Here is a 12,571-nt window from a genome sequence, read left to right on the forward strand (position 1 = left end):
GCGAAATTCCCCCAAAACTTGTCCCCGTCCCCTTGGCGGACGTTGCGACACACAACCCCCGTGAACCGAAAACGCCATGCGAACGAATTGGTTCATATCGAAATTTCACTGCATCCGATCCTGCCGCCGCTGCGTTGGTCGACGGCAGCAAGGGGAGCAGCGTTGACCGATACCGTACCGCCGATCGACCCGGCCACCATCCCGGGCAGCGCGTCTGAACATCCATGGCAGCATCCGTGGCCTGCGTGGCGTGCGATTTTCTTCCGCGTCTACACGATGGTCGGCTATCACAACCTGTCGCTGATGGCCGCCGGGGTTGCCTTCTACGCCTTTCTCTCGTTCGTGCCGCTCCTGGGTGCGATCGTCATGACCTATGGACTGATCGCTGATCCCGCCACGGTCGCGCGGCATATGGAGACGATCTTCGAACTGGTGCCGGCCGACGCCGCCCGGCTGATCTCCGACCAGTTGATCGCTGTCGTCACCACCGCATCGACCCAGGCGGGCCTGGGCCTGTTCATCGCATTGCTGCTGTCGATCTATGGCGCGATGCGCGCTGCCAGCGCGATCATCCAGGCACTGAACGTGATTTATGAGGAAGAAGACGAGCGCAGCATCGTCATCACGACGCTGTTGTCCGCGATGCTGACGATCGCGGCGATCTTTGCCGGCGTCGTTGGCATCCTGTCGGCAGGCGTCTTGGCGTGGATTCGCAGCGAAACCGCATTCCTCGGCACCGTCGGCGCGATCGTCGTGCAGGGGGCGACGTGGCTGGTCGCCGCGCTGATCGCCAGCGCCGCAATTGCCTTTGCCTATCGCTACGGGCCGGATCGGGCGCGGGCCAAATGGCGCTGGCTGTCGGTCGGATCGGTCGCCGCCACCCTGCTCTGGCTGCTCGCAACCGTGCTGTTCGGGCTCTACGCGGCCAATTTCGCCAATTACAACGCAACCTATGGCGCGCTGGGCGCGGTCGTCGTGCTACTGATGTGGCTGTTCGTGTCGAGCTTCGCGATCCTGATCGGCGCGGAGATCAATGCGGAGGCCGAGCGACAGACGGCGGTGGACTCGACGGTGGGCCACCCGCTGCCGATGGGAAAGCGCGGCGCGCGCCTTGCCGACAGTCTGCCGAGCACGCGTCAGATGAAGCCGCGGCGCGACCGTTACTGACCAGCGGTTCGCTGCTCCATCGCATCGGCCGCTGCCTGGACGCGGGCCAGCATGTCGCGCAGGACGTCAATTTCCTGCGCGCTGAACGATGCGAACAGTTCCTGTTCGATCAGCAACGCCTTGGGCGCGACCTCATCGTACAGCGCCCGGCCGGATTTCGTGAGCCGCAGCAGGTGCGACCGCTGATCACCGGCATTCGCACTGCGCTCGACCAGCCCGCGATCGACCAGCGCGATCGCGCCGCGGCTGACCGTAACCTTGTCCATCCGGGTGGCGACGCACAGCGCCTGCTGCGTGATGCCGTCATGTTCCGCAATGACGGTGACCAGCCGCCATTCGGGGATACGGAGGCCGAACAGCGAGCGATAGGTGGAGGCGATGGCGTCCGACACCCGGTTCGATGCAATCGACAGGCGATACGGAAGGAAGTCGTCCAGAAGCAGTCGTTTGTTCACGACGGCAATTGTTGCCGCTGTCCCCGCCGCCCGTCAACCGGCGGAACCGGTATCGCACGCGAAACGTAATGATGGTCCATTCACGAGCCGGGATCTCCGCGATGTTCAATTGGAAGCACGAGGCGCAGGACAGCCTCGAAGCACTGCTGTTCGACCATATCGACGATCGCGCCTTCCCCTGTGTCGGAGCGAAATCGGCCATGGCGCGGGGCACGCTCGACGTTCTCGCCTGCTCCCGGATCGACAGCGCGTGGGACGATGTCCGCATCCACGACGCACTGATGCGGCTGGCGGAGGATTATCGCCGCGACCGGGCGATGTACCGTAGCTTCGCGGTGATCTTCGAGGGGCCGGACGACCTGAGCGAACCGCAATTCGAACATGCGCTGTGGCAGCGGGTGCAGTCGCTGTCGGACAAGGATGTGTGGCGCGGGCAGGATTATGACGCGCGGGTCAGCGCCGATCCCGACAACCCCCATTTCTCGCTGAGCTTCGGTGGCGAGGCTTTCTTCATCGTCGGCCTCCATCCCCGCGCCAGCCGTCCCGCGCGTCGGTTCGAACGACCGACGCTCGTCTTCAACCTGCACGACCAGTTCGAACGGCTGCGCGCCGAGGGTAAATACGAGACGATGCGTGAGAAGATCCTGGTCCGGGACGAGGCGCTGGCCGGCAGCCGCAACCCGATGCTTGCCCGCCATGGCACCACCAGCGAGGCTCGGCAATATAGCGGCCGGGTGGTCGACGACCGCTGGGCCTGCCCGTTCCACTATACGGGTGCGCCGAAGTGAACGTCTCCATTCCCGAACGATCCGGCACCGCGTTCCGGCTGGCCAAGGGCGATACGCTGGTCGTAATCGATCCGCGCGGGTGCCAGGTCGCCGACCTGCTGGCGTTCAACGCCGATGATCTGGACGAGGTGATCTCCTCCGGTCGGACGCTGGATTATGCCGAGACGATCCGGCTGACCACCGGCCACGCGCTCTATTCGAACCGCAGCCGGGTGATGCTGGACATCGTCGACGATACCGTCGGCACCCACGACTTCCTGCTGACGCCGTGTTCCTACGACACGTTCCACCATTTCTATCCCGACCTGCCGCCGCATCGCGGCTGTTTCGGCAATCTCGCTGCCGCGCTGGAGCCGTATGGCGTGCAGCCCGATCGCATCCCGGTGGCGTTCAACTGCTTCATGAACGTGCCGATCGATGGCGCGACAGGACGCCTCAGTGTCCTGCCGCCGCTTAGCAAGGCAGGCGACTCGATCACGTTCCGCGCGGTGATGGATCTGGTGATCGGCCTCACCGCCTGTTCCGCGCCCGCATCGAATGGCGGCAGTTTCAAGCCGATCGAATATCGGATCGAACCTGCCTAAACCGCCCAGCTGAGAAACGCGGCCCCGGCGAGCAGCGTGCCCAATGGCAACCGGTCGGTTGCCGTCGTCCGGCGACCGAGCAACGCGAGGGCCAGCACGACCGCCAGACCTGCCAGGGACGCGATCAACAGCACCTGTGGCAACGCGCGCCAACCGAGCCACAGGCCGATCGCCCCGAACAGCTTCGGATCGCCACCGCCCAGCCCGATCCGCCCGCGCACCCGGCGATACCCTTCAGCCGCCAGCCACAGCACACCGAACCCCGCCACGCCGCCGATCAGCCGCGCTTTCAGGTCGGCACCCAGCCCCGCCAAGCCGCCGGCCAACGCCACCACCGCCAGCGTTCCCGTCAGCGCATCGGGCAACCAAAAGGCTACATGGTCAACCGCTCCCAGCGCCAGCAACAGCCAGCCGCACGCCGCGCCGGCCACGCCCTCCCACCCCGGTGCTACCAGTCCGGCGACGACCCCGATACCGGCGCCCAGCAACTCGGTAACGGCATGGCCCGGCGCGATCCTCCCACCGCACATCCGGCACCGTCCCTGCAACAGCACGAAGCTGACGATCGGTATCAGCTCCATCGCGGTCAGCGTCCGCCCGCACCCGTCGCACATCGACCGCCCCACCAGCGCCGATCGTCCCGCCGGCCAGCGGATAACGATCGTCGCGATGAAGCTGCCAAACACCGCGCCCAGCGTTCCCAACAGGATCGGCCAGAAAGCGGAAGGCAGCGCAAGCATCATGGTCCGCGGCCTAGCGCGATTGCGGCGGCGCGGCCATCGCCCTAGATGATAACAAACGAAACAATGATAATTCCCGGAGAGCGTTCCATGTCCGATCCCGTCGTCATCCTGTCCTATGCCCGCACGCCGATGGGCAGTTTCCAGGGGGCGCTGTCGGGTGCCACCGCAACGCAGCTGGGCGCGACGGCGGTCGGCGCGGCGGTCGCGCGGGCCGGCCTGTCGGGCGAAGCGGTCGAGCGCATCTACATGGGCTGCGTCCTGCCCGCCGGGCTGGGACAGGCCCCGGCGCGGCAGGCGGCGTTGGGTGCGGGATTGCCGCAGCATGTCGAGGCAACGACCGTCAACAAGATGTGCGGATCGGGAATGCAGGCGGTGATGATGGCCGCCGACAGCATCGCCGCCGGCTCGGCCGATATCATCGTCGCGGGCGGCATGGAGAGCATGACCAACGCCCCCTACCTGTCGCAGCGTCACCGCAGCGGCGCGCGGATCGGCCATGACCGGCTGCTCGACCATATGTATCTCGACGGGCTGGAGGATGCCTATGAACCCGGCCGGCTGATGGGCAGCTTTGCCGAGGAAACCGCCGCCGCCTATGGCTTCACCCGCGAGGCGCAGGACGCCTTTGCGATCGAATCGCTCACCCGCGCGCAGGCGGCACAGGCATCGGGCGCGTTCGATCGCGAGATCGTGGCCATGGAGATCGCCGGGCGAAAGGGCACGACCACCGTCCGCCTCGACGAACAGCCCGGGCGTGGCGACGTTACAAAGATTCCGACGCTGAAGCCCGCCTTTGCCAAGGACGGCACGATCACCGCCGCCAACGCTTCCTCGATTTCCGACGGCGCGGCCGCGCTGGTGCTGGCGCGCGCCTCGGTCGCCGAGCGGCTGGGGCTGACCCCGATCGCGCGGATCGTCGCCCATGCCGGATACGCCCATGCCCCCGCCCGCTTCGCCACCGCACCGGTCTTCGCAATGCGCCGCGCGATGGAGCGGGCCGGCTGGAGCGCGGACGCGATCGATCTGTTCGAGGTGAATGAGGCGTTCGCCTGCGTCACCATGGCGGCGATGCACGACCTGGGCCTGCCCCACGACCGGGTGAACGTGCACGGCGGTGCCTGCGCGCTTGGCCATCCGATCGGGGCGAGCGGCGCGCGCGTGCTGGCCACGCTGTTGTCGGCACTGGAGACGCGCGGGCAGCGGCGCGGACTTGCGTCGTTGTGCATCGGCGGAGGCGAGGCGACCGCGCTGGCGCTCGAAATGGTCGACTGAGGACCGGAACCTTATCGCCCCGCCCGGCGTAGGCTACGCCACAGGCGTAGAAAAGGAATTGCCGTGGCGGATCGGGACGATGTGGTGGGATATGACGGCCCGGCAGGCGGTTGGGGCTCGGTCAAGGGGATGTCGAAGGTCCTCGCCAAGGAGCGTAACCGCCCCGCCGCGCTGGCGCAACTCGCCCGGCAGAACAAGACCAAGGGCTTCATGTGCACGTCCTGCGCATGGGGCAAGCCGGCCGAGCCGCACCCGTTCGAATTTTGCGAAAACGGCGCCAAGGCGACCCTTTGGGACCTGACGCCCAATCGCTGCACGCCCAATTTTTTTGCCGAGCATTCGGTCAGCGAATTGAAGACGTGGAAGGATTTCGACCTCGAGCATGTCGGGCGGCTGACGCACCCGATGCGTTACGACCATGCCACCGACCATTATGTCGAATGCGGCTGGGACGAGGCGTTCGCCGCGATCGGCACCGAACTGCGCGCGATCGACCCGAAGAAGGCGATCTTCTACGCCTCGGGCCGGGCCAGTCTCGAAACCTCGTATCTCTACGCGCTGTTCGCCCGCCTCTACGGCCACAACAACCTGCCCGACAGCTCGAACATGTGCCATGAGACGACCTCGGTCGCGCTCAAGAAGACGATCGGCGCGCCGGTCGGCACCTCGATCCTCGACGATTTCGAACATTGCGATGCGATGTTCTTCTTCGGCCAGAATACCGGGTCGAACAGCCCGCGCTTCCTCCACCCCTTGCGCGACGCGGTGAAGCGCGGGTGCAAGATCGTAACGTTCAACCCGGTCAAGGAACCGGGCCTGATCGCCTTCACCGATCCGCAGAACCCGTTCGAAATGGCGACGCGCAGCGAGACGAAGATCAGCTGCCAATATCATCAGGTAAAGCCCGGCGGCGACGTCGCGGTGATGATCGGCCTCGCCAAGCATGTGCTCGCCGCCGAGGACAAGAGCTGGGCCGAGCATCAGGTCCATGTGCTCGATATCGACTTCATCGAACAGCACACCCATGGCTGGGCCGAATTCGAAGCGATGGTCCGCGCGACCGACTGGGCCGATATCGAACGCGAAAGCGGCCTGCCCCGCGCCGATATCGAAGCGGCGGGACAGGTCTATGTCGAGGCGGATCGCACGATCGGCATCTACGGCATGGGCCTGACGCAGCAGGTGAACGGCTTCGATAACGTCGCGACCTATGTCAACCTGCTGCTGATGAAGGGCAATATCGGGCGCGTCGGCACCGGCATGTCGCCGGTACGCGGGCACAGCAACGTGCAGGGCCAGCGCACCGTCGGCATTTCGGAAAAGCCCGAACTGGTGCCGATGGACCGCCTGCGCGAGCTGTTCGATTTCGAACCGCCGATGGACCATGGCCACAACACCGTCGCCGCCTGCGAAGGCATCCTGAAGGGCGAGATCGATGCCTTCCTGTCGCTTGGCGGCAATTTCCTGCGCGCGATCCCCGATCTGGAACGGATCGAAGCGGCGTGGCCGCAGATGCGCCTGACGGTGCAGATCGCGACGAAGCTGAACCGCAGCCACCTCATCAACGGCAAGGTCGCCTATCTCCTCCCCTGCCTCGTGCGGACCGAGGTCGACCAGCAGGCAGGCGGCGAACAGATCGTCACGATCGAAGATACGTTCAGCCACATCCACGGATCGATCGCGACGCACGAACCGGCGAGCGAGCATCTGAAGTCCGAGGTCGCGATCGTCGCCGGCATCGCGAAGGCGACGCTCGACCCCAATCCGAAGGTCGACTGGGACGGATGGACCGGCGACTATGCCAAGGTCCGCAAGCTGATCGAGGATACCTATCCCGACCAGTTCCACGATTTCGAGGAACGGATGTTCACGCCCGGCGGCTTTTATCGCGGCAATTCCGCACGCGAGCGGGTGTGGAAGACGGAGAGCGGCAAGGCGGAATTCACCGTGCCGCGTTCGCTGTCGGGCACAAACATTCCCGACGCGCCGGGCCGGTTGCGGCTGGTGACGCTGCGGTCGAACGATCAGTTCAACACGACCATCTATGGCTATGACGACCGCTTTCGCGGCATCACCGGCACGCGCGACGTCGTGCTGATGAACCCGAAGGAGATCGAGAAGGCCGGTCTGCACAAGGGGCAGGTCGTGACCATCGTCGGCGACGGCGACGACGGCATCGACCGCCGCGTTTCGGGCCTGAAGGTCGTGCCGTTCGACCTGCCCGATGGCTGCATCGCCGGCTATTATCCCGAACTCAACCCGCTGATCCCGCTTGGCTGGCATGATTTCGGGTCGCAGACGCCGGCTGCAAAGGCGGTGCCGGTGCGTATCGTCGCCTGATGGACCAGGGGGGGCATGCCACCCGGCGCTTCGACCGGGTGGCCGCATCGGGGGATGCCGAACGACAGGAACGCGCGGTCGCGGTCGAGGCGCCGATCGCGGTCGAGGTCAATGGATTGGGCTATGCCGTGCTGATGGCGACGCCCGCCGACTTGGCCGATCTGGCGTACGGCTTCGTGCTCGCCGAACGGCTAGTCGACAATGCGCGGGAAGTGATCGACGTGACGGCGCATGGGATTGCGGCGGGCACCTTGTTGCGCGTGACCCTCACGCCCGCACGCCACGACCGCGTGGCCGATCGCGTGCGGCACCGGGTGTCGGAATCGTCGTGCGGGCTGTGCGGGATCGAAAATCTCGAACAGGCGCTGCGGCCGCTGCCCCCCCTGTCAGCGACGAGCGCGGCTTCACCGGCGGCGGTTCTTACGGCAGCGGCAGCGCTGCGCGATCACCAGCCTCTGGCCCGTGCAACCGGCGCCACCCATGCCGCCGCGCTGTGTGCTCCGGACGGCACGATCCGGCTGGTGCGCGAGGATGTCGGGCGGCACAACGCCTTCGACAAGCTGATCGGCGCGATGCGGCGCAGCGGCCGCGACTGGGACGGCGGTTTTGCCCTGCTCTCGTCGCGCTGCTCTTTCGAACTGGTCGAAAAGGCGGTGCTGGCCGGCTGTCCGTTGCTCGCGACGCTGTCGGCGGCGACCACGCTGGCGGTCGACCGTGCCGCCGCCGCCGGCCTGTCGCTACGGACATTAGTGCGGAGCGACACGGTGCTGGCGTCGTGATCCTCGGGGCGATCCTTGCCGGCGGACGCTCGACCCGGTTCGGGAGCGACAAGGCGCTGGCGACGCTCGGTGGGCGGGCGTTGATCGACCGGGTGGTTGATGCGCTTGCCCCCCAGGTCGATGCGCTGGTCGTGGTCGGCCGGACGCACCCCGGCATCGTCAGCATCGCCGACCGCCCCGCCCCCGACCTGGGGCCGCTGGGTGGGATCGGGGCCGCGCTGCATCATGCGGCAACGCACGGCTTTGCGCAGGTGCTGACCGTGCCGTGCGATGCCCCTCTGCTGCCCGCCGATCTGCGCCGGTACCTAGCGGCCGCCGGGCCGGCGGTGTATCTATCCGACCTGCCGGTGGTGGGGTGGTGGCCCGCGACGGCGGCGACCACGCTCGACGCATTGCTGGCAGCAGGGGGATCGCGATCGGTTCGCGCCTTTGCCGACCAGATCGGCGCACGGGGCATCAGCGGCCCGTCCGAAATTGCGAACGTCAACACCCCGGCCGATCTGGCGCTGCTGGCGAAGCACGATATAGCCGACCGGTGATGACCGCATCGTTCCTGATCCTGCGCATCGGCGATACCCGCCTCGCGCTGCCCATGGCGGCAGTGCGCGAGGTGCTGCCGCTGCTGCCGATCGACGCGCCGCCGGGCCTCCCGCGCCCGTTGCTCGGCTTCGTGACGTTGCAGGGGCGGCCGGTACCGGTGCTGGCCCCGCGCGTGTTGCTCGATCCGCAGCACGCGCCGGCAGCAATCGATCTGTCGGCGCATCTCGTCCGCCTGCGTGACGATATCTGCCTGCTGGTCGACCGGGCAGAGGATGTCGCGTCCGGTGTGGTCGGGCCCCTTGCCCCCGGCCACAGCCTGAACGCCGCGATCGTCGGCGAACTGCCGCTGGCGACCAGCGGCATCGCCCATGTCGTCGCGCCCGACCGGCTGCTGCTGGACGGCGAACGCGCGGCGCTGGCGGTGCTGACCGCCGCCGCCGCCGAACGCCGCGACCAATGGAGCGCGGCATGATCGGCGACGACGCTTTTGCCGAGGTGAAGGCGCTGGTGATCGCGCGAACCGGCCACCATTATTATGCGGACAAGGACGCCCAGCTTGCCGATCGCGTCGCGCAGCGGATGGTCGCGACCGGCGATAAGACGATCGGCGACTATCGCGCGCGACTGCGCGATCCGGCCGATCCCGAATGGCCGCTGCTCGAAAGCGCGGTCACGATCAACGAAACGTTCTTCTTCCGCTTCGCCGAACAGTTCGAGGCGCTGAAGACCCATATCCTGCCCGCGATGATCGACCGCCACCGGGAGGACCGCCGGCTGCGGATCTGGAGCGTCGGCTGCTCGACTGGAGCGGAGGCGCATTCGGTCGCGATCCTGCTCACCGACCTGCTGGGCGACGCGATCGCCGACTGGCGCATCGCGCTGACCGGCACCGATATCGACGAAGCGGCGCTGGAGGCGGCGCGCCAGGCCGAATATTCGTCCTGGGCACTGCGTACGATGGGCGAAGGCGAGCGCACGCGGCTGTTCGACCGGACGGGCGAGCGCTATCGGTTGAAGGACCGGTATCGTGGGCTTGCCCGGTTCGAACGCCACAACCTGCTGGCGATGATCGACGCCGCCGCGCCGCTGGGGTTCAGCGATTACGACCTGATCCTGTGCCGCAATGTGCTGATCTATTTTTCGCAGGACGACTCGACCGCGATCGTCGGCGCGCTGGTCGCGCGACTGGCGACCGACGGCATCCTGCTGCTCGGCCATGCCGAACCCAATCCCGGCTTCGACGCGGTGGCCGACAGCGACCTGAGCGCCGGCATCCTGACCTATCGTGCCCCGGGCACGCGGCAGAGGCCCGTGCCCCCACCCGCGCCGCCTGTGCCGCCGCCCCCGGCAGCACGCGCGCCCCGCCCCGTCCCAATCCGGGTAATGATGGCTCCACCCGTTCCGGCCCCCGAACCAACGGTCATCCGCGCTCCCGACGCGGTCGCGCATTATTTTACCGCGCTCGACGCACTGGCATCGGGCGACAAGGACCGCGCCGAACGGGCGTTTCGCGACGCGCTGTATCTCGACCGCTCCTTTGCAATGGCGCATTATCAGTTCGGCCATTACCTGCTGGCGCAGGGACGCACGCCCGATGGTCGCCGCAGCCTGACCAATGCGCTGCGTGTCGCCAGCGCCCTTGCCCCCGATACCGAACTGGCCGAAGGCGACGGGATGACCGCCGGCGCGATGACCGCCGCCATCCGCCATGCGATCGGAACCGGGCAATGAACGCACCCATCCTGTCCGCCGACGGCCTCGATGCCGATGCGATCGCCGCGATCCTCGCCGCGCGTCAGCACAGGCACGCGCAGGCGCGGCAGGCCGACGACCGGCCGACCGAAACGCTGCTGGTGTTCGAACTGGGCGGGGTCGCGCACGGCCTGCCGATCGACTGCGTACGCGCGGTCGCTCCGTTGCCGAAGGTCACGCGCCTGCCCGGCGCGTCCGCGCCGTTGAGCGGGCTGGTCGCGTGGCGGGGCACGGTGGTGAACCTGTTCGCGCTCGCCACTCTGCTCGACCGTGACGCGGCGGGAGCCGCGACGATGATCGTCCTGCGGCACGATGCACCCCGCATCGCGCTGTCGGTCGATGCGGTGGCGGGGGTGGTGACGATGCCCCGGCACGACGCTACCCCCACGCTTTCGACGCTCGTCATCGATGGCGACGAACGGTTGACACGCATCGACCCCATCGTGCTGATCGAACGACTACTCCCCGCCCGTCTTCAGGAAGGATAAGGTTTGTCCGTCTCTACCCGGATCGCCGCCGGTTTCGCGGCCCTGACCGCGATCCTCCTCGCGCTCGGCGTCTATGCCCTGGTCCAGATCGGCGAGGTCCGCCAGACCGTCGACCTGATCGTCGAACGCGACCTTGCCTCGATGGAGGCGCTGAACCGGATCGACCACGCCCTGTCGCGCAAGGTCGAACAGCGGGCCAGCCTGGTACAGGCGTTCCTGACCGGCGACACGACCCGCGTCCGCGAAGCGACGACCGGATGGCGCAACGCCATCGACGAAGCGCAACGCGGCATCATCGAGCAACAACGCGCGGCGGAAACCTATCGCGACAATTCGGTCACCGGCAAACGCGCAGAACTATGGGCGCGGATGGTGCGGCAGCTGGCCGAGGGTGAACGCGCGCTGGCGCAGACGCGTACCGATGTCGAAACCCAGCTGGCGGCGGTCGGCGCCGGCGACCGGGCGGGCGTGCTGGCGATCGAACCGGATATCGTTCGCGACCATGCGGTCACCGTCGCGCGCATCGGCCAGGCGCGCGATACGCTGAACGTCGCGATCGAACGCGGGCGCGACGCGACGCGCGATGTGTACGGCATGAGCCGGATTTCGATCATCATCGGGTTGATCGTCGCCATCGCCATCGCGATTGCCGTCGCGGTGACGACCCGGCGTTCGATCGTCCGGCCGCTCGATTCTTTCATGTCCTTCGTCGGCCGGATCGGCGGCGGCGACCTGTCGACGACCACCGATGCGACCGGTTCGGACGAACTGGGCCGGCTGGGGCGCACGCTCAACGACATGGTGGGCGGTCTGCGCACCATCGCGACGCAGAACCGGGCGGCAACCAACGACCTGAACGCCGCGACGACCGAAATCCGCGCCTCGACGCAGGAACAGGCGGCATCGGTCGAGGAACAGCTGGCCGCGGTGCAGGAAACCGCCGCGACCGTCGACGAGATCACGCATAGCGGCGCGCAGATCACCCGCCGCGCACAGGAGGTGATCGCCCAGGCACAGGCGACGGCGCAGGTCAGCGACGCGGGCCTGACCGCCGTCGCCGACACCGCCCGCGCGATGGACGCGATCCGCGAACAGGCGGAGGCGGTTGCCGCCAACATCGTCGCGCTTTCGGAAAAGACGCAGGCGATCGGCGACATCATCGCGACGGTCAACGACGTGTCCGAACGCTCGCACCTCCTCGCGCTCAACGCCTCGATCGAGGCGGCGGCGGCGGGCGAACAGGGGCGCAGCTTCGCGATCGTGGCATCGGAAATGAAGCAGCTGGCCGATCAGGCGAAGGGCGCGACCCGCAACGTCCGGTCGATCCTGGGCGATATCCAGCGCGGGATCAATTCGTCGGTGATGCTGACCGAGGAAGCGGTGAAGCGCGTCACGTCGGGCAAGGAGCGCACCGATGCCGGCCATGCCGCGATCGAGGAACTGGCAACCCGCGTGCAGGAAAATGTGCAGACGTTCCAGCAGATCGTTGCCTCTACCAACCAGCAGCAGATCGGCATCGAACAGGTGACCATCGCGCTGCAGAACATCCGCGAGGCATCGCAACAGACCGCCGCATCGACCCGCCAGCTGGACCAGGCGGCAAGCGACCTGGGCGAGTTGTCGCGCACGCTGGTCGGTCTGACCGATCGCTACCGCCTGTAAC

Annotated in this window: 13 protein-coding genes; 11 read left to right on the forward strand and 2 right to left on the reverse strand. The window is 67.2% G+C overall.

Annotated features, from left to right (window positions below; translation table 11 throughout):
- The first annotated feature begins 162 nt into the window (after positions 1 to 162).
- On the forward strand, positions 163 to 1,167 hold the full coding sequence (locus tag ASE58_RS00325; RefSeq protein WP_235513437.1) for a YihY/virulence factor BrkB family protein: 1,005 nt from the start codon (positions 163 to 165) through the stop codon (positions 1,165 to 1,167).
- Here the strand turns inward: ASE58_RS00325 and ASE58_RS00330 are convergent.
- Positions 1,161 to 1,622 carry a MarR family winged helix-turn-helix transcriptional regulator gene (locus ASE58_RS00330; RefSeq protein ID WP_235513438.1) on the reverse strand — a complete coding sequence of 154 codons (462 nt, stop codon included), beginning with the start codon at positions 1,620 to 1,622 and terminating at the stop codon, positions 1,161 to 1,163. The genes ASE58_RS00325 and ASE58_RS00330 overlap by 7 nt on opposite strands.
- A 101-nt stretch (positions 1,623 to 1,723) precedes the next feature.
- Here ASE58_RS00330 and gntA point away from each other — a divergent pair, with 101 nt between their 5' ends.
- Together gntA and ASE58_RS00340 are read left to right on the forward strand one after the other, a co-directional pair.
- The gene (gene gntA, locus ASE58_RS00335) at positions 1,724 to 2,410 is read left to right on the forward strand and encodes a guanitoxin biosynthesis heme-dependent pre-guanitoxin N-hydroxylase GntA (protein ID WP_200909266.1); all 687 of its coding nucleotides are present in this window, start codon (positions 1,724 to 1,726) and stop codon (positions 2,408 to 2,410) included.
- Positions 2,407 to 2,994, forward strand: coding sequence for a DUF1989 domain-containing protein (locus ASE58_RS00340; RefSeq protein WP_156347544.1), 588 nt, complete (start codon positions 2,407 to 2,409; stop codon positions 2,992 to 2,994). The genes gntA and ASE58_RS00340 overlap by 4 nt, the downstream gene beginning before the upstream one ends.
- Here ASE58_RS00340 and ASE58_RS00345 read toward each other — a convergent pair.
- Positions 2,991 to 3,737 (reverse strand): prepilin peptidase, encoded by a 747-nt coding sequence (locus ASE58_RS00345; RefSeq protein WP_055816948.1) that lies wholly within the window; start codon positions 3,735 to 3,737, stop codon positions 2,991 to 2,993. The genes ASE58_RS00340 and ASE58_RS00345 overlap by 4 nt on opposite strands.
- An 87-nt stretch (positions 3,738 to 3,824) precedes the next feature.
- On the opposite strand from ASE58_RS00345, the gene ASE58_RS00350 reads away from it, so the two are divergent.
- From ASE58_RS00350 to ASE58_RS00385, 8 genes are all read left to right on the forward strand, one after another.
- The gene (locus ASE58_RS00350) at positions 3,825 to 5,009 is read left to right on the forward strand and encodes an acetyl-CoA C-acyltransferase (protein ID WP_055816951.1); all 1,185 of its coding nucleotides are present in this window, start codon (positions 3,825 to 3,827) and stop codon (positions 5,007 to 5,009) included.
- Between the two features lie 63 nt (positions 5,010 to 5,072).
- On the forward strand, positions 5,073 to 7,349 hold the full coding sequence (locus ASE58_RS00355) for an FdhF/YdeP family oxidoreductase (protein ID WP_055816952.1): 2,277 nt from the start codon (positions 5,073 to 5,075) through the stop codon (positions 7,347 to 7,349).
- Complete coding sequence (gene fdhD / locus ASE58_RS00360; protein WP_055816955.1) at positions 7,349 to 8,128, forward strand: formate dehydrogenase accessory sulfurtransferase FdhD; 780 nt, start codon at positions 7,349 to 7,351, stop codon at positions 8,126 to 8,128. Before ASE58_RS00355 ends, fdhD begins: the two co-directional genes overlap by 1 nt.
- A complete protein-coding gene (mobA, locus tag ASE58_RS00365; RefSeq protein ID WP_055816957.1) occupies positions 8,125 to 8,667 on the forward strand; it encodes a molybdenum cofactor guanylyltransferase in 543 nt (180 codons plus the stop codon). The genes fdhD and mobA overlap by 4 nt, the downstream gene beginning before the upstream one ends.
- Positions 8,667 to 9,140 (forward strand): chemotaxis protein CheW, encoded by a 474-nt coding sequence (locus ASE58_RS00370; RefSeq protein WP_055816959.1) that lies wholly within the window; start codon positions 8,667 to 8,669, stop codon positions 9,138 to 9,140. The genes mobA and ASE58_RS00370 overlap by 1 nt, the downstream gene beginning before the upstream one ends.
- A complete protein-coding gene (locus tag ASE58_RS00375) occupies positions 9,137 to 10,399 on the forward strand; it encodes a CheR family methyltransferase (protein WP_200909267.1) in 1,263 nt (420 codons plus the stop codon). The genes ASE58_RS00370 and ASE58_RS00375 overlap by 4 nt, the downstream gene beginning before the upstream one ends.
- Positions 10,396 to 10,908, forward strand: coding sequence for a chemotaxis protein CheW (locus ASE58_RS00380; protein ID WP_055816963.1), 513 nt, complete (start codon positions 10,396 to 10,398; stop codon positions 10,906 to 10,908). Before ASE58_RS00375 ends, ASE58_RS00380 begins: the two co-directional genes overlap by 4 nt.
- Before the next feature lie 3 nt (positions 10,909 to 10,911).
- The gene (locus ASE58_RS00385) at positions 10,912 to 12,570 is read left to right on the forward strand and encodes a methyl-accepting chemotaxis protein (protein WP_055816965.1); all 1,659 of its coding nucleotides are present in this window, start codon (positions 10,912 to 10,914) and stop codon (positions 12,568 to 12,570) included.
- Position 12,571: the final 1 nt, after the last annotated feature.

Source organism: Sphingomonas sp. Leaf9 (assembly GCF_001421355.1).
GTDB lineage: Bacteria > Pseudomonadota > Alphaproteobacteria > Sphingomonadales > Sphingomonadaceae > Sphingomonas.

Bases quoted from the DNA above. Each gene is read 5' to 3' on its own strand.
- ASE58_RS00375 (WP_200909267.1), top strand. From the start codon at position 9,137: ATGATCGGCGACGACGCTTTTGCCGAGGTGAAGGCGCTGGTGATCGCG.
- fdhD (WP_055816955.1), top strand. From the start codon at position 7,349: ATGGACCAGGGGGGGCATGCCACCCGGCGCTTCGACCGGGTGGCCGCA.
- ASE58_RS00370 (WP_055816959.1), top strand. From the start codon at position 8,667: ATGACCGCATCGTTCCTGATCCTGCGCATCGGCGATACCCGCCTCGCG.
- ASE58_RS00350 (WP_055816951.1), top strand. From the start codon at position 3,825: ATGTCCGATCCCGTCGTCATCCTGTCCTATGCCCGCACGCCGATGGGC.
- gntA (WP_200909266.1), top strand. From the start codon at position 1,724: ATGTTCAATTGGAAGCACGAGGCGCAGGACAGCCTCGAAGCACTGCTG.
- ASE58_RS00380 (WP_055816963.1), top strand. From the start codon at position 10,396: ATGAACGCACCCATCCTGTCCGCCGACGGCCTCGATGCCGATGCGATC.
- ASE58_RS00345 (WP_055816948.1), bottom strand. From the start codon at position 3,737: ATGATGCTTGCGCTGCCTTCCGCTTTCTGGCCGATCCTGTTGGGAACG.